Below are 22,796 nucleotides of genomic sequence, written 5' to 3'. Positions count from 1 at the left end.
TTGCAGAAGCCCTTTTCGACGATGCAAAGGGCTGTTGTTGACAGTGCAAAGCTGACCGAAAGGTTAAGTTTATAGGCTTATGCCTTCGCGGAAAACCAAAAACTGACCAAGGAATCAAAAAACCGCGACTTTTCGACGCAGCAGATCGATGAACAACCCCAACTCCCGGCTGATGTGCTCGCCCTTGCGCAACAACAACCCGAATGCGCCATCTGCACATCCAGTTCCACCGGCAGCGCCACCACCAGGCCCATTTTAAGATAGTCGCGCAATGCGGTTTCCGACAGCACCATGATCGCGTCGGTCAGCTGAATCAGTTGCTGCATGGAGTACACCGAACTGCACTCGATGATGTCTGCCGGCAACGGCAACGCCAGTCGCTGCAACGCCTGATCCAGACCGATGCGCGCCGGACTGGTTTCCGGTTGCAGGATCCACGGCCAACCGCTGACCAGCTCCGCCATTTCCAGTTTTTTGCGCCGCGCCAGCGGGTGGCCTGCGTGCACCACCACCAGCAAGCGTTCGTTACCCAATTGCTCGAAGACGTAATGCTCACTGTCGGTGGCGGCATTGCGCCGGGCGATGGCAAGGTCGATGCGGCCTTGTTCCAGCAACTGGATCACCTGGTCGCTGGTGTCGCCCATGATGCGAATCCGCAACTGCGGATTGAGCGCCTTGATCTCGGCAATCGAATCCATGACCAGGTCCGGCGCCGCGCCCATGATGGTACCTATCGACAGATAGCCGTAGCCGCCCTGCTGCCGCGCCATCAGGTCCTCGGCACAACGGTTGAGGCCACTGAGGGCCGACTCGGCGAAACGGATCAGTTCCTGGCCTAGCGCCGTCGGGCGCATGCCGCGCGGCAGACGTTCGAACAGGTCGCAGCCAAACATGTCTTCTATTTCATGGAGCATGCGGGTTGCCGCCGGTTGCGACATGTTCAGGCTTTGCGAAGCGCGGTGCAGGTTCTGGCTGCTGCTGAGCGTCACCAGCATGTGCAGATGCTTGTAGCGCAGGCGATTGAGCAGGCTGCGGGAGATGGTCGGCGTGGTCATGGCGGGCCTTTTTTATCGATACCTTGAGGGTATCAGTTGTTAGCTAGATTCGATTTGTAACGCATCGATCAGCGGCCGTACAGTCTTCCCCATAAGAACAAATGCCCTACCAAAGGAAAACTGCGATGAAGACTCTACCCGCGCCTCTGCTCGCCAAAATTTCCTGGCGGCTACTCCCGTTTCTCCTGCTGATGTACATCATGGCCTTCCTCGACCGCGCCAACGTCGGGTTCGCCAAACAAGCCTTCCAGGCCGACACCAACATCAGCGATGCCGCCTTCGCCTTCGGCGCCGGCGTGTTCTTCGCCGGCTACGCACTGCTCGAAGTGCCAAGCAACCTGATCCTGCACCGCGTCGGCGCCCGCCTGTGGATGTGCCGGATCATGGTCACGTGGGGCCTGGTCTCCGCCGCCATGGTCTTCGCCCACACTGAAACCAGCTTCTACATCCTGCGCTTTCTGCTGGGCGTGGCCGAAGCCGGTTTCTTCCCCGGAGTGATCCTCTACCTCACCTACTGGTTTCCCAGCGCCGTGCGCGGCAAGGCCATGGGTTTCTTCTATTTCGGTGCGCCGCTGGCGTTCATCTTCGGCAGTCCGCTGTCCGGCCTGCTGCTGGAACTGGACGGCTTTGCCGGTTTCCATGGCTGGCAGTGGCTGTTTGCCGTTGAAGGCCTGATGGCCACGGCGGTGGGCATCTGGGCCTACTGGTACCTGGACAACCGTCCGGCCGATGCCAAGTGGCTGACCGTCGAGGAACGCCAGCAAGTGCAGAGCCTGCTCGATCAGGAAGACAGCCATAAACAGAATCATGGCCGCAGCCTGCTCAATGTGATCTGCCAACCCTCGGTGCTGTACCTGTGCCTGATCTACCTGTTGATCCAGGCCAGCGTCTACGGCGTGGTGTTTTATCTGCCGAGTCAGGTTGGCGGACTGCTGGGGACCAAGGTCGGGCTGATGGTCGGCCTGGTGACGGCAATCCCGTGGATCTGCGCATTGATCGCCGCCTACCTGATTCCCGGCTACAGCGACCGCACCGGCGAACGCCGCCGCACCGCCTGCCTGACCTTGTTGATGGCCGCCGCCGGGATCGCCTGCTCGGTGACCTTCAGCAACCCGCTGCTGGGGATCATCGCCCTGTGCTTTGCCGCCTCCGGCTTCATCGCTGTGCAACCGGTGTTCTGGACCTTCCCCTCCAGCTACCTCGCCGGCAGCGCCGCCGCGGCCGGGATCGCCCTGATCAACTCGTTCGGCGCCCTCGGTGGCTTCATCGCCCCGGTGCTGAAGAACTGGGCCGAAGGCGCCTTCCATTCACCGGCAGCAGGCTTGTACGTGCTGGCCGCTACCACCGTCATCGCCGCGTTGCTGGTGCTGGGCATACGCGCGCCCGGCCATAAAGCCTCGAACAAACCGGCCACCGTTTAAACCTGAGGAGTCACACCATGGGCATTCCAACCATCAAACACGTCCGCGCTTTCACTCTGCGAGGCGGCGGCGCGGATTATCACGACCAGGCCGACGGCCACTGGATCGACGATCACATTGCCACGCCGATGAGCAAATACCCCGAGTTCCGCCAGAGCCGCCGCACCTTCGGCATCAACGTACTCGGCACCCTGGTGGTGGAAATCGAAGCCAGCGACGGCACCGTCGGTTTTGCCGTGACCACTGGCGGCGAGCCTGCCGCCTACATTGTCGAAAAGCACCTGGCGCGCTTCCTCGAAGGCGCCCGGGTCACCGACATCGAAAAAATCTGGGACCAGATGTACCAGTCGACCCTGTACTACGGGCGCAAGGGCATCGTCATCAACACGATTTCCGGCGTTGACCTGGCGCTGTGGGACCTGCTCGGCAAGATCCGCCAGGAGCCCGTGCATCAGTTGCTTGGCGGTGCGGTGCGCGACGAATTGCAGTTCTACGCCACCGGCGCCCGCCCGGACCTGGCGCAGAAAATGGGTTTCATCGGCGGCAAGATGCCGCTGCACCACGGCCCGGCCGAAGGCGAGGAAGGCCTGCGCAAGAACCTCGAAGAACTGGCCACCATGCGCGAACGTGTCGGCCCGGACTTCTGGCTGATGCTCGATTGCTGGATGAGCCTGGACCTCAACTACGCCACCAAACTGGCGGTCGGCGCCCACGAATACGGCTTGAAATGGATCGAAGAAGCCCTGCCGCCGGACGATTACTGGGGCTACGCAGCCCTGCGCAACAACGTACCAAAAGGCATGCTGGTGACCACCGGCGAACACGAAGCCACGCGCTGGGGCTTCCGCATGCTCCTGGAGATGGGCTGCTGCGACATTATCCAGCCGGATGTCGGCTGGTGCGGCGGGATCACTGAACTGGTGAAGATCTCGGCCCTGGCCGACGCCCACAACGCACTGGTCATCCCCCACGGCTCTTCGGTGTACAGCTACCACTTCGTCGCCACCCGGCATAACAGCCCGTTCGCCGAGTTCCTGATGATGGCGCCGAAGGCCGACGAAGTAGTGCCGATGTTCCACCCGCAATTGCTCGGCGAACCGGTGCCGGTCAATGGCCGCATGCGCCTGTCCGCGCTCGACCAGCCAGGTTTCGGCGTGACCCTCAACCCCGAATGCCAACTGCATCGGCCGTATAACCGCTGAGAAAGGAGTTCGACATGAACATGCCGCACAACGCGTTCAAGGCCGCGCTGAACAGCTCAGCGACCCAATATGGCATCTGGGCCGGGTTCGCCACTGGCTACGGCGCCGAGATCGTCGCCACCACCGGTTACGACTGGATGCTGATCGATGGCGAGCACGCACCCAACACAGTGCCCGGCGTACTTGCCCAGTTGCAGGCCGTGGCGCCTTACTCGACCGCGCCGGTAGTGCGCGCGGTGAATGGCGATGCCAACCTGATCAAGCAACTGCTGGATATCGGCGCGCAGACGCTGATGATCCCGATGGTCGAAACCGCCGAGCAGGCACAGGCACTGGTGCGCGCCATGCACTACCCGCCCCACGGCATTCGCGGGGTCGGTGGTGGCCTGACCCGCGCAACCCGCTGGGACGGCGTGCCGGATTATCTCAATACAGCCCACGAACAACTGTGCCTGATCGTGCAGGTGGAATCGCGCACCGGCGTGGAAAACGTCGCAGCGATTGCCGCCGTCGAGGGCGTGGATGCGGTGTTTATCGGGCCGGCGGATTTGTCGATCGGCCTGGGCCACGCCGGCAACCCCGGCCACCCGGAAGTCCAGGAGCGGATTCAACACGCGGTGAACGCCACGCTGGCGGCCGGCAAGGCCTGCGGGATTCTCGCCCCCAACGAAGAAGACGCCCGCCGCTACCAGCGCTGGGGCTGCCAGTTCATTGCAGTGGCCATCGACATCAGCCTGCTGCGCCAAAGCGCCATGGCCACCCTCGCCCGCTACCGAGAACCCGCTACCACCCTAGCGCCGTCACGCACTTACTGATCTGCCAAGGAGTCGCACCATGTCATCCGTGCCTGTTTACGAAAACTTCATCGACGGCCAGTTCGTGGCCAGCGCTGCCCATCTCGATGTGATCAACCCGGCTACCGGCGCCCTGTTGTCGAAAGTCCCGGTCTCGACCGCCGAGGACGTCGAGCGCGCCCTCGCTGCCGCCCGTGCTGCCCAGAAAGGCTGGGCGCGCAAACCGGCGAATGACCGCGCCGGTTACTTGCGCCGGATCGCCGCCAAACTGCGGGAAAACGTCTCGCACCTGGCACGCACCATCACTCTGGAACAAGGCAAGATCAGCGGGCTGGCGGAAGTCGAAGTCAACTTCACCGCCGACTACCTCGACTACATGGCCGAATGGGCCCGGCGCATCGAAGGCGAGATCATCACCAGCGACCGCCAGAACGAAAACATCTTCCTGTTGCGCAAACCGCTGGGCGTGGTGGCCGGGATCCTGCCGTGGAATTTCCCCTTCTTCCTGATTGCCCGCAAGATGGCCCCGGCCCTGCTGACCGGCAACACCATCGTCATCAAGCCCAGCGAAGAAACCCCGAACAACTGCTTCGAGTTCGCCCGACTGGTGGCCGAAACGGATCTGCCGCCCGGTGTATTCAACGTGGTTTGCGGTGACGGCCGAGTCGGCGCGGCATTGAGCGGACACAAAGGCGTGGACATGATCAGCTTCACCGGCAGCGTCGACACCGGCTCGCGGATCATGGCCGCCGCCGCGCCAAACATCACCAAACTCAACCTGGAACTGGGCGGCAAGGCGCCGGCCATTGTGCTGGCGGATGCAGACCTCGACCTGGCGGTCAGGGCGATCCGCGATTCGCGCATTATCAACAGCGGCCAGGTGTGCAATTGCGCCGAGCGGGTGTACGTCGAACGTAAGGTGGCGGATCAGTTCATCGAGCGCATCGCGGCAGCAATGAGCGCGACCCGCTATGGCGACCCGATTGCCCAGCCGGACGTGGAGATGGGCCCGCTGATCAACCGCCAGGGGCTGGACAGCGTCAACCGCAAAGTCCGCACCGCGTTGAGCCAGGGCGCAAACCTGATCAGCGGCGGACAGATTGCCGACCTGCCGAATGGCTTCCACTTCCAGCCCACCGTTTTGGCCGGTTGCCGCGCGGACATGGAGATCATGCGCGAAGAGATTTTCGGTCCGGTGCTGCCGATCCAGATAATCGACGACCTGGACGAAGCCATCGCCCTGGCCAACGACTGCGACTATGGCCTGACTTCGTCGATCTACACCCGCGACCTGAGCAAAACTCTGCAGGCGATGCGTGAGCTGGATTTTGGCGAAACCTACGTCAATCGCGAGAATTTCGAAGCGATGCAGGGTTTCCACGCCGGCGTGCGCAAGTCCGGCATCGGTGGCGCGGATGGCAAGCATGGGCTGTACGAATACACCCATACCCACGCGGTCTATCTGCAAGGCTGAGCCACGCCCTTTCTGTGAAGGGTACGCGCCTATGCCATCGCTTAGGCGCCTGCCCCATCCCCCTGGAATGAGCATCTCATCGGCATTTCCCCGGACGTAGCAATGGGCAGGTCGAACAGTACTCAGCGGGTTCGGTGGCCAGGTAATAAAAGCAACAGGTTCGGCGAAAGCGAATGCTGCGCTGCCCTTCGTCCACCAGCGTCGGCGGTCGGCGGAAATGGCTCAGCGGGTTGTAATCGAGGCCGAACAACGCAGGTTCGGCTTGTGTCAGCAACCAATTGAAGTCCGCTTCACAGCGCTCGCGAATTGAAGAGTCTTCGATTTTCGCCATGCGCTTTTCATACAGCGAATAAATACGCACGGCGGTGTTTTCCCAGAGGATGCGCCGGGAAACACCGCTGACCCGATTGAAGGTTTGCCACAGCGGTTTCAGCAGCCCGGCGAACAGTCCCTGCACCAAGGCTTCCCGCCAGGCCTCGCGTTCATTGGTCCCATACGTCAGCGGCTGACCGTGATGCAGCGGCATCGAAGACGTCCACAACCCGTCATCGTGGCCGTATTCAATCACCGAGTTGTCGAGCGTCAGCAATAGCCCTTTGTCATACGCCGACATCGCATACAAACAGGCGCCGGTCGCCAGAAACGACAAGCGCTTGCCCAACAGCGAGGCCGTGATCGCCCGGGTTGGCGAACCGATCACCGGGCCCAGCGCATCCAGTAGTTGCTCGCACACGTCTTCCTGCAACAAGTCTCGGGCCTTCATTGAACGCAACGGGTCGCGCTCGTCGCTGTCCTTGAGTCGCAAGCCGCCGGACAAAAGCGCCCACTCCAACGCCGTGAAATGACAGGCCAGATTCATTGCGGCAACTCCCGGCCAAACGGAATGCACAGCGGCGTTGCGAAGAACGGATCGGGAATGATTCGGCAATTGAGGTCGAACACGGTCTTGACCAGGGCCTCGGTCAACACCTCGTCGGGCCGCCCCTGGGCAAAGGCCGTCCGGTTGTGCACCGCAACCATGTGGTCGGCGTAACGACAGGCCAGATTGAGGTCGTGCAGCACCATGATGATGGTTTTGTTTTCGAGCCGGTTGAGGTCGCGCAACAGGTCCAGCACTTCGATCTGATGCGCCAGGTCGAGAAAGGTGGTGGGTTCGTCGAGCAGCACGATGCCGGTGTCCTGGGCCAGGGTCATGGCAATCCACGCGCGTTGGCGCTGGCCGCCGGACAACGCGTCCACCGGTCGGTCCGCCAGGGCCTGCAGACTGGTTTGCGCCAGCGCGCGGTTGACCATGGCTTCGTCTTGCGCCGACCACTGTTGCATCCAGCTCTGATACGGATAACGCCCCAGCGCCACCAACTGCCTGACGGTGATGCCCTCCGGCGCGCTGGGGGTCTGGGGCAAAATGGCCAACTCCCGGGCAACGGCGGCCGTGGATTTTTGCTGGATATCCACACCGTTGAGAATCACCGAGCCCTGCTGCGGTTTGAGCAGTCGGGCGAAGGATTTGAGCAAGGTGCTTTTGCCGCAGCCGTTGCTGCCGATCAGTACCGAAATCTTGCCCTGGGGCAGTTGCATGTCCAGCGCGTCAATAATCACCTGGCGCTGATAACTCAGGGTCAGGCCGCGACTTGCAATCGACGTCATACGTTGAATTCCTCAATGACGCTGTTTGATCAACAAATAGAGAAAAAAGGGTGTGCCCAGCACGGCGACAAAAATCCCGGCCGGCAGATCCAGCGGCAAAAACAGCACACGCCCGGCGAGGTCGGCCAGCACCACGAGGTTCGCCCCGACCAACGCCGCCATCAGCGCCTGACCGCCGAAACCCGGGGCCACCAGACGCTTGGCAATGTGCGGCGCAATCAGCCCGACAAAGGCTATCGCCCCGCCCCAGGCAATCGCCGCACCGGCCAATGCCACGCTCACCAACAACAGACCGGCGCGCAACCACTGCACGCGAACGCCGATGCCCTGGGCCAGAGAGTCATCCAGTTGTTGCACCATCACCTGCCGGGCCAGCAGTACCAGCAACGGGCAAATACCCAACAACCAGCCACCCAGCGCCAGCGGCTCCGGCCAGCTGGCGCCGTACACGCTGCCGGTCAGCCAGACATACGCCGACAGGGTCGTGGTCAGCGGACTGAAGACCAGAATGAAGGTGGTCGCGGCGGTCAACATCGCGCTGATGCCGACCCCGATCAACACCAGGCGCAGCGGTGAAGCCCCCTGTTTCCAGGCCAGCAGATAGATCGCCAATGCCGCCAGCCCCGCGCCGGACATCGCCGCCAGCGGCAGATACTGTTGACCCAGTGCGACGGAGAAAAACGACAGGTACAGCACCGCTGCCGCACTGGCGCCGCTGGTGATACCCAGCAGGTCAGGTGACGCCAGCGGGTTGCGGATGATGCTTTGCAGAATCAGCCCCGACACCGCCAACGCCGCCCCCACCAGCGCCGCCAGCAGCATGCGCGGAAAGCGCAGTTGCTCGACGATGAACGTCAGGCTGGGGTCCTGGCTCGACAGCAAAATCCGCAGCACCTGCATCGGCGAGAGCATGACTTTGCCCAGCGACAACGAGCCGAGCATGATCAGCGCCGTCACCATTAACGCCGCCAGCAACCGCCACAACGTGGCGACATTGATCCGCCGGGAAAATCCGCTACGGCGCCAGGTCAGGACCTTATCCATAACGACCTCCGCGCCGGGCCAACAGAATGAAAAACGGTGCGCCGAACAACGCCGTCATCACCCCAACCGGCACCTCCTGCGGCAGGATCAACACCCGCGACAAGGTATCGGCCAGCAGCAGGACAATCGCGCCGAGTAGCGCACTCCCCGGCAGCAACCAACGGTGATCGATGGACAAGCCCTTGCGCACCATGTGCGGCACCAGCAAACCGATAAACCCGATGCTGCCGGCCAATGCCACGGCACTGCCCGCCAGACCGACCACCAGCACGCTCATCAGCAGCCGGATCAAACCGGTGCGCTGCCCCAGGCCGGTGGCGATCTCCTCGCCGGCGTTGAGCACGTTGACCTGCCCCGCCAGCAACATCGCGCCGAACAGCCCAAGTACGCCACAGATCAGCATTGGCGCGGCGACCGACAGGCTGCGCTCGGTCAACGAGCCCGCCAGCCAGAACAGCACTGTATCCAGCCCATCCTGATTGACCACCAGCAACGCCTGGCTGAACGCGGAGAACAATGCGGCCATCGCCGCACCCGCCAGCACAATGCGCAACGGACTGAGACTGCCCCGCCCCATGTTGCCGATCAGCCACACCAGGCTGCCAGCCACGGCCGCGCCGATGAACGCGCACCACAGCCAGGCATCCGGGGATGACAGGGAAAACAGCGAGGAACACAGGATGATAAAAAAAGTCGCGCCGGCATTGATCCCGAACAAGCCGGGGGACGCCAGCGGATTGCGCGTCAGCGCCTGCATCAAGGCCCCCGCCACGGCCAGGCTCGCGCCTACGGCCATCGCCATCAAGGTGCGCGACAGGCGTGTGGTGGTCACCAGCACATGGCTGACGCTGAGCGGGTCGGGATGCACGAAGGCTGCGGCAATTTGCGACAACGGAATCCAGGTCGCTCCGACCGCCAGGCTCAGCACGCTGCTGAGCAGCAACACGACCCCGGCACAGCACAGCTTCAAACCATTGCTCATCAGGTCGCATCCGCCGTGACCAGCCGCGCAACATCATCGAGCATCAGGTTCGCCCCAAGCATCCCGCCCGACAGGCTCCAGGCCACCCCGTCGACCCGCCACACCTGCCCCTGTTGCGGCGCACGCATTTGCTGCCACAGCGGATGCTGCACCAGGCTTTCATAGTTTCGCTGCACTGCCGGTTTCTCTGCGCGCAAGAAGACAAAGAAAATGTCGGCATTGACCACCGCCAGACTTTCCTTGCTGGTGAGTTTGATCGATACCCCGCTCGCCGCCCGACTGGCCTCACTCCACCCCAACCCCAGTTCAGTGACTACCGAACCTGGAAAACTGGCCGGCAAATAACTGCGGATATGGTCTTCGCGGACATCCAGAATCGACACCGTAGGCGGCCAGCGCCCGGCAAACTTCTGCTGCAGTTGCCGGCGCAGTTGTGCCGTGCGCAGCTGCCAGCGGGCCAACACCTCGTCAGCCCGCTGCTGGCGGTGCAAGGCCAGGCCCATCAACGCCAGGGTCTTTTTGAATTCGAACACCTCTTCCAGCATCACCACCGGAGCGATCTGCTTGAGCAAGGGTGCGATGCGCTCATGGCGAAAGCGCGAGGCGATGATCACGTCCGGCTTCAGCAGCGCGATGTCCTCAAGGCTCGGCTGGGTTTCCAGGCCGACATGGGGCACCGCCTCCAGCGTCGAGCGCAGATAGCGATAGGTGGGTTTTTCACTCCAGGAATCGACGATGCCGCACGGCATGATGCCCAACGCCACGGCGCTGTCGGTGGCGCCCTGAAACAGGGTGATCACCCGCAGCGGCGCGGCATCGGCCAGAGCCCACGCCGACGGAGTGAACCTGAGTGCGAGCATGCCCAGGGACAGGCGCAGCAGCGTGCGCCTGGAGGGCGTGTTGATCTGTTCGTTCTTGAGCGGGTTAGTGAGGCTGGGCATGCTCTGGTCCTCTGCAATCGATGCATGACGCAACTCGGCAGCGCCCTTCCCTGTGGCGCAACGCACGGTTGAATCGATTCAGAAGTCGACGGTCGCCGAAAGCAGGTAGGTTCGTGGCGTCGCAAGCGTCAATCCAGGCTCGCTGTCATCCGAGGCCCCGGCGGAACTCCAGTAGCGCTTGTCGGCCACGTTCTCGACATTGGCACGCAGGGTGATGTTCTTTTCTTCGACCTTGAAGGCGTAGCGCGCGCCCACGTCGAAACGCGTCCAGGCATCGATTTCCTTGTTATTGGACTGGTCCAGATACTGCGAGCTGGAATAGATGCCGCGGCTGGTCAGGGTCAGGCCTTGTACATTCGGCACGTCCCACTCGGCCCCCAGGTTGACGTTGTATTCCGGTGTGGCGGGAGCGCGGTTGCCGTCAAAGGTGCCGTTGGTGGTATCGGTCAGCTCGCTGTCGATGTACATGACGCCGCCGAGCAGGCGGAAGCCTTTGAGCGGCTCACCGAACACACTGACTTCCACACCCTTGTTTTCCCGTTTGCCGTTCGGGCCGAAAACCCGCGTCGTGGCGTTGGTTTCATAAGCCGGCTGCTTGATCCGGAACACCGCTGTGGTGATGGCGAACGCACCTGCGTCATATTTGGCACCGACCTCGACCTGCCGACTGATGAACGGGGGGAAGATCTCGTCTTCGTTCACCGAGGTCGACGGCGCGATCTTGCCCTGGCTCAGGCCCTCCATGTAGTTGGCATACAACGAGAGCTTATCGGTGGCCTTGAACAGGATGCCGCCCGAGGGCGAAACCTTTTCTTCGTCGTAGCCCGTGTCGCCTTTGACATTATCCGTCCAGTCGTCGACCTGCACTCGCTGCCAGCGGGCGCCGAGGGTCAACAGCACTCGGTCATCGAAGAAACCCAATGTGTCGGACAACGCCACGCTGCTGGAACGGTTCTCGGTATACACCTCGGAATCAAGGCGCGTGGGAGTGATGGGTGTCGGTGTTTGCACCGGGTTGTAGATGTTGCTCGGGGCAGCGGCATAACGGGCGCCGCCGTTTTCGAAGTCCATGTAGAAATAGCTGGCAGCCAGGTTGATTTCATGGCTCACCGGACCGGTATGGAACCAGTTGCGTACCCCGGCATTGGCCGTGCGGACATTTTCGTCACGGGTGAAGTCACGTGGCAGAACAATGAAGTTGCCCGCGTCGTTGGTGACCGCTACGGCGTGCCGGAGGAAGTCATGATTGCTTTTACGCGCGCCCGCACCGGCGTACACCATGACGGAATCGCTGACATCGTACTCGCCGGTCACCGTTCCGAAGGTGTCCTTGGTCCGCGCCTTGCTCCACGGCTGCGCATAGTTGTGGCGAACATCGCTGGCGTGCGGAACCTGAGCGTTGGCGCCCACCTGCACACGTTCCTGCGGGGCGTCGGTGTCACGCTCGTTATGTCCGACATCCGTCGAGAGCCGCAGGCGCTCACCGCGAAAGTCCAGGCCCAGCACAGCCATCTCGCGGTCAACACTCTGGTGATCCCATTCGGTGTCGCCGGACTGCTTCACGCCGTTGAAACGAACACCGAACATGTCCCCCTCACCAAAGCGCCGTCCGATGTCCACGGCCCCGCCGACCTGGCTGTCGGAAGCGTAGTTGCCGGTAAACGAAGTAATGGGCACGTCGGTGGCGCGCTTGGGCACCACGTTGATCCCGCCACCCACGCTGCCCCGCGGCGAGATGCCATTGATCAGCTGGCTCGGGCCTTTGAGGATGTCGACGCGATCGGCCATTTCCATGTCGATGGTGTACGTCGGCAGGATGCCGTAGAGACCGTTGTAGGAGACATCACTGTTGAACAGGCTCATTCCGCGAATGGTGAACTGCTCATACCGCCCACCCGCCGGGTTGGTGGCGCGAACCGAGGGATCGCTGGCCACGAGGTCGCCCAGGGTACGCGCCTGCAGGTTTTTCACCAACTCACTGGTGTAGGTGGTCTCGCTGAACGGCGTCTCCATGAAGTCCTTCGAGCCCAGCAAGCCTTGCGATCCACGGCGTGCCACCTGCCCGCCGACATACGGATCACCGTGCGCCGTGTCCGCCGTCGCGTAAATAGAGGTAGCGCCCAATTGCAGGCTGCTGCCTGTTGGCACCGGGGTCAGCATGTACGCCTGTTCGCCCACCGGCTGCAGTTGCAGACCGGAACCCTGCAGCAGTTGGGCGAAGCCCTCCTCCACCGCGAAGTCGCCGGACAGACCGGGGCTGGTGCGCCCGCTCACCAGCCCCGGGTCCACTGACAGATTGACCCCGGCCAGCCCGGCGAAACGGGTCAGCGCAGCGTCGAGGCTACCGGCTGGCACCTGATAGCTGCGGCGCGGCGCGTCTTCGGCCCAACCGGCAGTGATGAACAACGGACAGGCACTCAGGCTCAACAACAGACTCAAGTGCAACAACGGGCGCAACCTGGATGGAGCCGGACGCATACTGCTAGACATCACTGCGGGCATTGTGAATCTCTCTGATTTCGTTTCGCTTACCTTGAATGACAAGCGACGCGAAAAAAGGGGACACGCTTTAAACACTATTTTTGCGCGGCACCAGCGTTACCCAGTAACGCGTACGCGAATGCACCTCCAGCGGCAGGCTGGCCGCCAGCAGCGCCAGAATGCGATCGGTGTCTTCAAGGCGGAAACTGCCGGTGATGCGCAGCGATTCCAGCTCGGGTTCCCAACGCAACACGCCCGGACGATAGGTGCTGAGTTCGCGCAGAAAATCCCCCAAGGGCTGGTTCTGCGCCATCAGCACACCCTCACGCCAGCCTGGGGCCAGCACGTCGAATGGCTCCACGACACCGGCACCCGCCGCTTGAAGGCTGACCTGCTGGCCACCGCGCAACGAAAAGACCGGTCCGTGCAGAGGCTGCAACTGCACCGTGCCTTTGAGCACCGACACCTTGCAACCCGTCTGCCCCTGACGAACACACACCTCGCCCTGACTGACGACCACTTGCCCGAAGCGCGTGAGAATCGTCAGCGGCGAGACCCCGGGCACATTCAGCGCCATTTCGCCATCCACGAGGGTCAGGCGTCGGTGCTTCAGGTCGAGATCGACGGCACTGGCAGTGTTCAGTTGCACAAAGCTGCCATCGGCCAATTGGACTTTTTTACTTTCCCCGGTGGCGGTCCGCAGGTCGGCACTCCAGGCATCCAGAGGCAACTGTCGACTGATCAGCCAGGCGGTCGGCAGCAACGCCACCGCGCCAACAGCGCGCTTGAGCACGGTACGTCGACTGGCTTGTGGCCGGTCCAGGCTGGCCATAGCCAAGGCCGATGGCAGGTCGGCAAAGCGTTGGCGCAAGAGTTGCACTTTCTGCCAGGCCTGCTCGTGACTGCAATGACTATCGCGCCAGCTCTGCAGCTGCGCCCGGTCCTGTTCATTGGCGCAGCCGGATTCCATGAGGGCCAGCCACTGCGCAGCGGCCCGCACGACTTGCCGGGCCTGGGCCGAAGGTGCCGAACCGTTCACAGGTCCACCAGCAGGCAATGTTCGTAGGCTTGAGCCATGTAGCGCTTGATCGTGCGTTCCGATACTTGCAGACGCTCGGCAATCTCTTGATAGCCCAGGCCTTCCAGCTGACTCAAGAGAAACGCTCGGCGTACCGGGCCCGGTAAGCCATCGAGCAATTCGTCCAGGGCTTGCAGGGTTTCCAGCAGGATCCAGCGTTGCTCGGGGGACGGCACGCAGTCCTCGGGCAGCAACGCCAATGCATCGAGATAGGCTTGCTCCAGGCTGCGGCGCTGGTAGAAGTTGGCCAGCAGCCGCTTGCCGACTGTCGCCAGGTAGGCGCGAGGCTCTTGCAGGTCGGCGATGCGCTGAGAACTGGCGAGCAAACGAACGAAGGTGTCCTGGCTCAGGTCCGCCGCGTCGCTGCCATTGCCCATGCGTCGTCTCAACCATCCCTCGAGCCAGCTCCGGTGATCGCGGTACAGGTCGTGGAAGGTTTGCTCCGGCGGCAACGCTGCATCACTCATCTAAAGAAACCCTGCGCGAAGAAATATTATAAATGCGACTCATTCTAATTAGTGTTGAGAGGTCAAACCAAGTCCTTTGTGCGATTTGCACCCGGTAAATGCTTGAATAATTTGATGACGAGCAGATATTTCGGCCGCGCGGTGCCGGTTTATCAAGGCTGTGAATTATTGAGGGGGAATTTCAGGAGGTATCGCAATTCACTGGCCATCCGCGCTTGGTCGGCAGATGCGAAACCGTGAGGGTCGTGAGGAGGGAGAAAAAGCCAAATCGCAGACACAAAAAACCCCGGTCTTTCGACCAGGGTCTTTGCTATCGACTCGAAGTAACCAGTGGTTTCTTCGTAGCTCCAAGGCGTTCAGTGGGCCTCGGGGCAGATATGGCGCAGCGGACGGGACTCGAACCCGCGACCCCCGGCGTGACAGGCCGGTATTCTAACCGACTGAACTACCGCTGCGTATCGCTTTGAGCTGACGCTCAATTAACTCGTCTGATTAAAAGCTCTGAGACTTTTCAATCTCTCTTTTAATCTCGAATCAGGGCATGCCTGGCTCGGAAAATATGGCGCAGCGGACGGGACTCGAACCCGCGACCCCCGGCGTGACAGGCCGGTATTCTAACCGACTGAACTACCGCTGCGCGTCGGTGGAGGCATTTCAGCCTACCTCTTGCTTTCGCAAGTATCCCGGAAGTGGTGGGTGATGACGGGATCGAACCGCCGACATTCTGCTTGTAAGGCAGACGCTCTCCCAGCTGAGCTAATCACCCGTTTGCATCTCCGAGGCCGCGAAATTTACGCAGGTAGCGAACCTAAGTCAATAGCAGGATTGAAGTTTTTCTGAAAAAGACAAAATTATGTATATGCAGTAAGTCCGCTTTCGTCGGAACGCCGCCCGGAGCAAGCCCGCTCCCACAGGGGAATGCATTCCAAATGTGGGAGCGGCGGTGCGACGATTCGACTTGCTCGCGAAAGCGGCAGCACATTCAACATCAATCCCGGAGCTTACTCGCTGTAAATCATCTTCTTGGTCATGCCGCCATCGACCACGAATTCCTGGCCAGTGACAAACCCGGCGTTCCTCGACAACAGCCAGGCCACCATCGCCGCGACATCCTCGACCGTCCCTACCCTGCCCGCCGGATGCTGGGCATGATCGGCTTCGGTCAACGGTTCGGCACGTCGCACCCTGGGGTCGCGCGCATCGATCCAGCCAGGGCTGACCGCATTGACCCGGATCTCCGGGCCAAGGCTGATGGCCAACGCATGCGTCAGGGCCAACAGACCGCCCTTGCTCGCCGCATAGGCCTCTGTGTCAGGCTCCGACTGCCCGGCGCGGGTCGAGGCCAGATTGACGATGGCACCGCTGTGAGCGCGCAGGTACGGCGCACAGTGCTTGGCCAGCAACATCGGCCCACTGAGGTTCACCGCCAACACCCGATTCCAGTGAGCCAGGTCGAGGCTTTCCAGGGTGATGTTGTGCGGATCGGCAACCGCTGCGTTGCATACCAGCGCATCCAGGCGCCCGAACTGGCCGAGCACCTCGGCCACCCCAAGTGCGACTTGCCCTTCATTCGAGACATCCATGGCGATGAACCAAGCGTTATCGCCCAGCACTTTCGCCACTTTCGAACCGCGCTCCCGGTCCAGATCGGTCAGCACGACTTGCCAGCCTTCGCTGATCAGCCAGGCCGAGATCCCCAGGCCAATGCCCCGCGCAGCACCGGTCACCAGCGCTACGCGGCCATTTGAGCCAGTGGTCGGCACAGACAACTCGATCACAACGCAGCCAGGCCGCGCGCCAGATCGGCTTGCAGGTCCGCCACATCTTCCAGGCCGACCGCCACGCGGATCAGGCTGTCACGAATGCCCGCCGCTTCACGCTCTTGCGGCGCCAGACGACCATGGGACGTGGTGCTCGGATGGGTGATGGTGGTCTTGCTGTCGCCCAGGTTGGCGGTGATCGAAATCAGGCGCGTGGCATCGATAAAGCGCCAGGCGCCCTCTTTGCCGCCCTTCACTTCAAAACTGACGACCGCACCAAAGCCCTTCTGCTGGCGCAGCGCCAGTTCGTGCTGCGGATGGCTCTTGAGGCCGGCGTAATGGACTTTCTCGATACCTTCCTGCTGCTCCAGCCACTCAGCCAGTTGCTGGGCGTTGGCGCAATGGGCCTTCATCCGCAGGTTCAGGGTTTCCAGGCCCTTGAGGAAGATCCAGGCGTTGAACGGGCTCAGGGTCGGCCCGGCGGTACGCAGGAAGCCGACCACCTCTTTCATCTGCTCGCTACGACCGGCAACCACGCCGCCCATGCAACGACCCTGGCCGTCGATGAACTTGGTGGCCGAGTGCACGACGATGTCCGCGCCCATTTTCAGCGGCTGCTGCAAGGCCGGGGTGCAGAAGCAGTTGTCGACCACCAGCATCGCGCCTTTGGCGTGGGCGATTTTCGACAGCTCGGCGATGTCGACCAACTCGGCCAGCGGATTGGATGGAGACTCGACAAACAGCAATTTGGTGTTGGCCTTGATTGCCGCATCCCAGCCGGACAAGTCCGCCAGGGCCACGTAATCGACCTCGATACCGAAACGTTTGAAGTACTTCTCGAACAGGCTGATGGTCGAGCCGAATACGCTGCGCGATACCAGAACGTGGTCGCCAGCGCTGCACAGGCTCATCACCACCGCCATGATCGCGGCCATGCCGGTGGCAGTCGCCACGGCTTGCTCAGCGCTTTCCAGGGCGGCAATGCGCTCTTCGAAGGCGCGTACGGTCGGGTTGGTGTAGCGCGAGTAAACGTTGCCCGGCACTTCCCCGGCAAAACGCGCGGCGGCGTCGGCAGCGGTGCGGAATACATAGCTGGAAGTGAAGAACATCGGATCACCGTGTTCGCCTTCCGGCGTACGGTGCTGACCGGCACGTACGGCCAGGGTATCGAACGCTACGCCTTCGAGGTCGCTGTCCAGCCGACCGGCATCCCAATCCTGACTCATGCTGTCACTCCTTTCCCTATTCTCGTAAATGAAAAGCCAGATACAAAACCGGCCCCTCAGGGCCGGTAGTCACTCAGTTGTTGTACAGATCGATGATCGCACTGACTGCCTGCGTCTTGACCTTGGAGGCATCGTTGCGTGCCTGCTCGATCTTGTTCAGGTAAGCCTCGTCGACGTCGCCGGTGACGTACTGGCCGTCGAACACCGCGCAATCGAACTTGTCGATCTTGATCTTGCCGCCACCGACCGCTTCGATCAAGTCAGGCAGGTCCTGATAGATCAGCCAGTCGGCGCCGATCAGGTCAGCCACGTCCTGGGTCGAACGGTTGTGGGCGATCAGCTCGTGAGCGCTCGGCATGTCGATGCCGTAGACGTTCGGGTAGCGAACCGCTGGCGCCGCGGAACAGAAGTAGACGTTCTTGGCGCCGGCTTCGCGGGCCATCTGGATGATCTGCTTGCAAGTGGTGCCGCGAACGATGGAGTCATCCACCAGCATCACGTTCTTGCCGCGGAATTCCAGCTCGATGGCATTGAGCTTCTGGCGTACGGATTTTTTCCGCGCGGCCTGGCCCGGCATGATGAAGGTCCGGCCGATGTAGCGGTTCTTCACGAAGCCTTCGCGGAACTTCACACCCAGGTGGTTCGCCAGCTCCAGCGCCGCGGTGCGGCTGGTGTCCGGAATCGGGATGACCACGTCGATGTCGTGATCCGGACGCTCACGCAGGATCTTCTCGGCCAGTTTCTCACCCATGCGCAGGCGGGCCTTGTAGACCGATACGCCATCGATGATCGAATCCGGACGCGCCAGGTAGACGTGTTCGAAGATGCACGGTGTCAGGGACGGGTTGGTCGCGCACTGACGGGTGTACAGCTTGCCCTCTTCAGTGATGTAGACCGCTTCGCCTGGCGCCAGGTCGCGAATCAGGGTGAAGCCGAGCACGTCCAGGGAAACGCTTTCCGAGGCGATCATGTACTCGACGCCTTCGTCGGTGTGACGCTGACCGAAAACGATCGGGCGGATGCCGTGCGGATCGCGGAAGCCGACGATGCCGTAGCCGGTGATCATCGCCACGACGGCATAACCACCGACGCAACGGTTGTGCACGTCGGTGACGGCGGCGAAAACGTCTTCTTCGGTCGGCTGCAACTTGCCGCGCTGGGCCAGTTCGTGCGCGAACACGTTGAGCAGCACTTCCGAATCGGAACTGGTGTTGACGTGGCGCAAGTCAGATTCGTAAATCTCCTTGGCCAGTTGTTCAACGTTGGTCAGGTTACCGTTGTGCGCCAGGGTGATGCCATAAGGCGAGTTGACGTAAAACGGTTGAGCTTCTGCCGAAGTCGAGCTGCCCGCGGTTGGATAACGCACATGGCCAATGCCCATGTGACCGACCAGGCGCTGCATGTGACGTTGCTGGAACACGTCACGCACCAGGCCGTTGTCCTTGCGCAGGAATAACCGGCCATCATGGCTGGTCACGATACCGGCAGCGTCCTGGCCGCGGTGCTGGAGGACGGTTAGCGCGTCATACAGCGCCTGATTGACGTTCGACTTACCGACGATACCGACGATGCCACACATGCGACGCAACCCCTACTTAATGGATCTGAACTGAGCACTACTCACTGAGGCGTTTTGGCCGTCGGCAAGAGTTGCTCCTTGAACGGAATATCAGCGGGTACGCTGATTCCGCTGGCAAGCCACTGACTGCTCCACCCGAGGATCAGGTTTTTGGACCAGTCTGCAACCAATAGAAATTTTGGCACGAGCTGTGACTCTTTCCACCACCCGTCCTGCTGTACCGGCCCCAGGCTCAACAGCCCGACGGCGATAACCACCAGCAACCCGCCACGCGCGGCGCCGAAGGCCATGCCGAGGAATCGGTCGGTCCCGGAGAGCCCGGTGACGCGAACCAGTTCGCCGATAAGATAATTGATCATTGCGCCTACGATTAAAGTGGCGACAAACATGATGGCACAGCCCGTTATTATACGTGCCGATGGCGTTTGAATGTACCCGCCGAGGTACTCGGACAGTGAGCCACCGAACATCCAGGCTACGACTCCTGCGATGATCCAGGTCAGCAGCGACAGTGCTTCTGTGACGAAGCCGCGGCTCAGACTGATCAATGCGGAGATGGCGACGATTGCAACGATCGCCCAGTCAACCCAGGTAAATGGCACAGTGCAGCCTACAGACGGATAAGGCGGCGCATTTTAGCAGAGCCCATGCTTATCGGTAAGCTGCGATTGTCAGTGCATTTCAAATCGGGGCGATAGTTTTAGCCACGTTCCGGCTGAAAGCGCACGACAAACCCCTTGAGGTTCTGCTGGCGATTCAGCAAGTCACGCAGCCGGTCGGCTTCAGCGCGCTCGATCAGCGGTCCGACAAACACCCGGTTTTTGCCATCGGCGGTACGGATGTAGGCGTTGTAACCCTGGCTTCGCAGGGTTTTCTGAAGCTTTTCTGCGCTTTCACGATTCGACAGGCTGGCCAGTTGCACCGACCAGCTGACAGACAAACCATTGGCATCGACACGGCTTTGCGTGGTGTCCGGCTTGCCCGGTGCCGCCGTGATGGGCTGGGCAGGCGCTGTCGCAGGTTTAGCGGCCAGAGCCGGGACCGGCGCGGGTGCAGGCGGCTTGGCTGCTGGCGCTGGAACTGCAGGCGCTGGGACCACTGGCGCAGTTGGCACCGCCGATTCCTGCTGGGCGATTTCGTCATCGCTCGGCACGGGTTCCTGAGGCAAGGCTTGCGGCTCGGGCACAACCACAGGCTCGACCTGTACCTGGGGCATCGCCGGCGCCTGCGGGGCCACAGGCGCTTCGACCGTCACCTGGCGCTGTTCGTCCTGGCGGGAAAACAGCATCGGCAGAAAAATCACCGCCAGCGCGACCAACACCAGGGCGCCAACCATGCGCTGTTTGTATGCCTTATCCAGCAATGCCATTCGCCGCGTCCTCCGTGGAGCGCCGGGCCAGCCATTCAAGGGCCTCGGCGACACAATAAAATGATCCGAACAACAGGATTTCGTCGTCGCTCGTGGCCTGCGCGCACTGCCCTTCCAGGGCGGCCGCGACACTGTCGTATGACGCGACCGAAGCCCCAAGACCTTGCAACGCATCGTGCAAATCCGCAACCGGACGCGCCCGAGGCGAATCCAGAGGTGCAACGGCCCAGTGCTGGACACTAGCATTCAATTCGCCGACAACACCACCCAGGTCTTTGTCCGCCAGCAGCCCGAACACCGCCAGACGCTTGCCGACCGGCGGACGACTGGCCAGGCGACGAGCCAGATACTCCGCCGCATGGGGGTTATGCCCCACATCCAGCAATAGATTCAAGCGCTTGCCCTGCCACTCGAACGCGCGGCGATCCAAACGACCGACCACCTTCGTTGCCCGCAGCGCCTCGATAATCTGCGCATCCACCCAAGGCAAGCCGAGCAGCAGGTAAGCCTGCAACGCCAACGCAGCGTTTTCCATCGGCAGATCGAGCAATGGCAGGTCGCGCAGTTCAACCGAGCGCCCTTGCGCATCGACACCGCGCCATTGCCAGTGGTGATCGGTCACACCGAGGTCAAAATCGCGCCCCCGCAGGAAAAACGGGCAATTGAGCTCGCGCGCCTTGTCCAGCAGAGGTTGTGGAGGATTCAGATCGCCGCAGAGCGCAGGCGCGCCCTGACGGAAAATACCGGCCTTCTCGAAGGCCACGGACTCTCGGGTATCACCGAGGTAATCCGCATGATCGACGCCAATACTGGTGACCAGCGCCATGTCGGCGTCCACCACGTTGACCGTGTCCAGACGACCGCCCAGACCGACTTCCAGCACCACCGCATCGAGCCCGGAGCGCTGAAACAGCCAGAATGCCGCCAGAGTGCCCATTTCGAAGTAAGTCAGGGAAGTGTCGCCGCGCCCGGCCTCTACCGCGGCAAAGGCCTCGCACAACTCGGCATCCGTGGCTTCGACGCCATTGACCGTTACCCGCTCGTTGTAGCGCAGCAGGTGCGGGGAGTTGTAGACCCCCACTTTCAAGCCCTGGGCCCGCAGCAAGGACGCCACGAACGCACAGGTGGAACCCTTGCCGTTGGTCCCGGTGACCGTGATCACCCGAGGCGCCGGCTTGCCCAGTCCCATGCGGGACGCTACCTGCTGCGACCGCTCCAGGCCCATGTCGATGGCCGAAGGGTGCAACTGCTCAAGGTAGGCGAGCCATTCGCCAAGGGTACGTTGGGTCATAGGCTGGCAGGTACCGGTGGAACCACGATCGGCTCGATGGGTGCAGCCACGAACTTCGGCGTCGGCAGGCCCATCATTTGCGCCAGCAGGTTACCCAGGCGCGGACGCAGTTCCTGACGGTCGATGATCATGTCGATGGCACCGTGCTCCAGCAGGAACTCGCTGCGCTGGAAGCCTTCCGGCAGTTTTTCACGCACGGTCTGCTCGATCACGCGCGGACCGGCAAAACCGATCAACGCCTTCGGCTCGCCGACAATCACGTCGCCCAGCATCGCCAGACTGGCGGAAACGCCGCCGTAGACCGGATCGGTCAACACGGAGATGAACGGGATGCCTTCTTCACGCAGACGAGCCAGCACCGCGGAGGTCTTGGCCATTTGCATCAGGGAAATCAGTGCTTCCTGCATCCGCGCACCGCCGGAAGCGGCGAAGCAGATCATCGGGCAACGTTTTTCCAGGGCGTAGTTGGCGGCGCGTACGAAACGCTCACCGACGATGGCGCCCATCGAACCGCCCATGAAGGAAAACTCGAACGCCGAGACCACGACCGGCATGCCCAGCAAAGTGCCGCTCATGGAAACCAGTGCGTCTTTTTCGCCGGTCTGCTTTTGTGCAGCGGTCAGGCGGTCCTTGTACTTCTTGCCGTCGCGGAATTTCAGACGGTCAACCGGCTCCAGGTCCGCACCCAGCTCGGCACGGCCTTCAACGTCGAGGAAGATGTCGATACGGGCACGGGCGCCGATACGCATGTGATGGTTGCACTTGGGGCAAACGTCCAGGGTCTTTTCCAACTCCGGACGATACAGCACAGCCTCGCAAGACGGGCATTTGTGCCAAAGACCTTCAGGCACCGAGCTCTTCTTGACCTCGGAACGCATGATCGAAGGGATCAGTTTGTCTACTAACCAGTTGCTCATGCTTTCTTTCTCCAGTACCGGTGGCCCGAACGCTCTGGTTCGCAGCCCCGTGTATGCCCTAGCGCTAA

General features: G+C 61.8%; 19 protein-coding genes, 3 tRNA genes and 1 pseudogene. 4 read left to right on the top strand and 19 right to left on the bottom strand.

All coding sequences use genetic code 11. From position 1 onward, the window contains the following. Positions 1-114 precede the first annotated feature (114 nt). Positions 115-1,055: pseudogene (locus tag WHX55_RS10360) on the bottom strand (LysR family transcriptional regulator). Positions 1,056-1,180: 125 nt separating this feature from the next. On the opposite strand from WHX55_RS10360, the gene WHX55_RS10355 reads away from it, so the two are divergent. From WHX55_RS10355 to aldA, 4 genes are read left to right on the top strand one after another with little or no spacing between them, the layout of a single operon-like run. After that, positions 1,181-2,476 carry an MFS transporter gene (locus tag WHX55_RS10355; protein ID WP_150727122.1) on the top strand — a complete coding sequence of 432 codons (1,296 nt, stop codon included), beginning with the start codon at positions 1,181-1,183 and terminating at the stop codon, positions 2,474-2,476. 17 nt (positions 2,477-2,493) lie between these two features. Beyond that, the gene (gene rhmD / locus WHX55_RS10350; protein WP_151213196.1) at positions 2,494-3,678 is read left to right on the top strand and encodes an L-rhamnonate dehydratase; all 1,185 of its coding nucleotides are present in this window, start codon (positions 2,494-2,496) and stop codon (positions 3,676-3,678) included. A gap of 14 nt (positions 3,679-3,692) precedes the next feature. Continuing rightward, positions 3,693-4,493 (top strand): HpcH/HpaI aldolase/citrate lyase family protein, encoded by an 801-nt coding sequence (locus WHX55_RS10345; protein WP_353742533.1) that lies wholly within the window; start codon positions 3,693-3,695, stop codon positions 4,491-4,493. A 19-nt stretch (positions 4,494-4,512) separates the two neighbouring features. Next, positions 4,513-5,946, top strand: a complete 1,434-nt coding sequence (gene aldA / locus WHX55_RS10340; RefSeq protein WP_353742532.1) for an aldehyde dehydrogenase — start codon at positions 4,513-4,515, stop codon at positions 5,944-5,946. 76 nt (positions 5,947-6,022) lie between these two features. Here aldA and WHX55_RS10335 read toward each other — a convergent pair whose 3' ends face one another. The 18 genes from WHX55_RS10335 to accD all read right to left on the bottom strand — a co-directional run bounded on the left by WHX55_RS10335 (position 6,023) and on the right by accD (position 22,728). Next, a complete protein-coding gene (locus WHX55_RS10335; protein ID WP_353742531.1) occupies positions 6,023-6,805 on the bottom strand; it encodes an IucA/IucC family C-terminal-domain containing protein in 783 nt (260 codons plus the stop codon). Further along, positions 6,802-7,593 (bottom strand): ABC transporter ATP-binding protein, encoded by a 792-nt coding sequence (locus WHX55_RS10330; RefSeq protein ID WP_150727118.1) that lies wholly within the window; start codon positions 7,591-7,593, stop codon positions 6,802-6,804. Before WHX55_RS10330 ends, WHX55_RS10335 begins: the two co-directional genes overlap by 4 nt. Before the next feature lie 12 nt (positions 7,594-7,605). After that, entirely contained in the window at positions 7,606-8,637 is a 1,032-nt protein-coding gene (locus WHX55_RS10325) for an iron ABC transporter permease (protein ID WP_353742530.1), read from the bottom strand. Beyond that, on the bottom strand, positions 8,630-9,619 hold the full coding sequence (locus tag WHX55_RS10320) for an iron ABC transporter permease (protein WP_353742529.1): 990 nt from the start codon (positions 9,617-9,619) through the stop codon (positions 8,630-8,632). The genes WHX55_RS10325 and WHX55_RS10320 overlap by 8 nt, the downstream gene beginning before the upstream one ends. Continuing rightward, a complete protein-coding gene (locus WHX55_RS10315; RefSeq protein WP_353742528.1) occupies positions 9,619-10,560 on the bottom strand; it encodes an iron-siderophore ABC transporter substrate-binding protein in 942 nt (313 codons plus the stop codon). The genes WHX55_RS10320 and WHX55_RS10315 overlap by 1 nt, the downstream gene beginning before the upstream one ends. 78 nt (positions 10,561-10,638) lie before the next feature. Continuing rightward, positions 10,639-13,062: a TonB-dependent receptor gene (locus WHX55_RS10310; RefSeq protein ID WP_353742527.1), complete on the bottom strand. Its 2,424-nt coding sequence runs from the start codon at positions 13,060-13,062 to the stop codon at positions 10,639-10,641. Between the two features lie 67 nt (positions 13,063-13,129). Beyond that, positions 13,130-14,080 (bottom strand): FecR domain-containing protein, encoded by a 951-nt coding sequence (locus WHX55_RS10305; protein ID WP_353742526.1) that lies wholly within the window; start codon positions 14,078-14,080, stop codon positions 13,130-13,132. Next, positions 14,077-14,586 (bottom strand): sigma-70 family RNA polymerase sigma factor, encoded by a 510-nt coding sequence (locus tag WHX55_RS10300; protein WP_150727112.1) that lies wholly within the window; start codon positions 14,584-14,586, stop codon positions 14,077-14,079. Before WHX55_RS10300 ends, WHX55_RS10305 begins: the two co-directional genes overlap by 4 nt. A 378-nt stretch (positions 14,587-14,964) precedes the next feature. Continuing rightward, positions 14,965-15,041: transfer RNA gene (locus WHX55_RS10295), tRNA-Asp, on the bottom strand. Between the two features lie 105 nt (positions 15,042-15,146). Beyond that, positions 15,147-15,223 (bottom strand) — tRNA-Asp (locus WHX55_RS10290). A gap of 53 nt (positions 15,224-15,276) precedes the next feature. Beyond that, a tRNA-Val gene (locus WHX55_RS10285) sits at positions 15,277-15,352 on the bottom strand. Positions 15,353-15,587: 235 nt separating this feature from the next. After that, positions 15,588-16,364, bottom strand: coding sequence for an SDR family oxidoreductase (locus WHX55_RS10280; RefSeq protein WP_150756472.1), 777 nt, complete (start codon positions 16,362-16,364; stop codon positions 15,588-15,590). Continuing rightward, positions 16,361-17,572, bottom strand: a complete 1,212-nt coding sequence (locus WHX55_RS10275; protein WP_046038188.1) for an O-succinylhomoserine sulfhydrylase — start codon at positions 17,570-17,572, stop codon at positions 16,361-16,363. The genes WHX55_RS10280 and WHX55_RS10275 overlap by 4 nt, the downstream gene beginning before the upstream one ends. Positions 17,573-17,645: 73 nt before the next feature. Continuing rightward, positions 17,646-19,151 (bottom strand): amidophosphoribosyltransferase, encoded by a 1,506-nt coding sequence (gene purF / locus WHX55_RS10270; protein ID WP_007975670.1) that lies wholly within the window; start codon positions 19,149-19,151, stop codon positions 17,646-17,648. A gap of 41 nt (positions 19,152-19,192) precedes the next feature. Further along, the gene (locus tag WHX55_RS10265; RefSeq protein ID WP_110661803.1) at positions 19,193-19,753 is read right to left on the bottom strand and encodes a CvpA family protein; all 561 of its coding nucleotides are present in this window, start codon (positions 19,751-19,753) and stop codon (positions 19,193-19,195) included. A gap of 98 nt (positions 19,754-19,851) precedes the next feature. Further along, the gene (locus WHX55_RS10260) at positions 19,852-20,520 is read right to left on the bottom strand and encodes an SPOR domain-containing protein (protein ID WP_150759160.1); all 669 of its coding nucleotides are present in this window, start codon (positions 20,518-20,520) and stop codon (positions 19,852-19,854) included. Further along, positions 20,504-21,811, bottom strand: coding sequence for a bifunctional tetrahydrofolate synthase/dihydrofolate synthase (gene folC, locus WHX55_RS10255; RefSeq protein ID WP_353742525.1), 1,308 nt, complete (start codon positions 21,809-21,811; stop codon positions 20,504-20,506). Before folC ends, WHX55_RS10260 begins: the two co-directional genes overlap by 17 nt. Further along, positions 21,808-22,728 carry an acetyl-CoA carboxylase, carboxyltransferase subunit beta gene (gene accD / locus WHX55_RS10250; protein ID WP_008047319.1) on the bottom strand — a complete coding sequence of 307 codons (921 nt, stop codon included), beginning with the start codon at positions 22,726-22,728 and terminating at the stop codon, positions 21,808-21,810. The genes folC and accD overlap by 4 nt, the downstream gene beginning before the upstream one ends. Positions 22,729-22,796: the final 68 nt, after the last annotated feature.

It is taken from the genome of Pseudomonas fluorescens, assembly GCF_040448305.1.
Taxonomy (GTDB): Bacteria; Pseudomonadota; Gammaproteobacteria; order Pseudomonadales; family Pseudomonadaceae; genus Aquipseudomonas; species Aquipseudomonas fluorescens_BH.
Note: the sequence above shows the minus strand (reverse complement) of the source record. Positions and strands in the feature narration are given on the sequence as shown.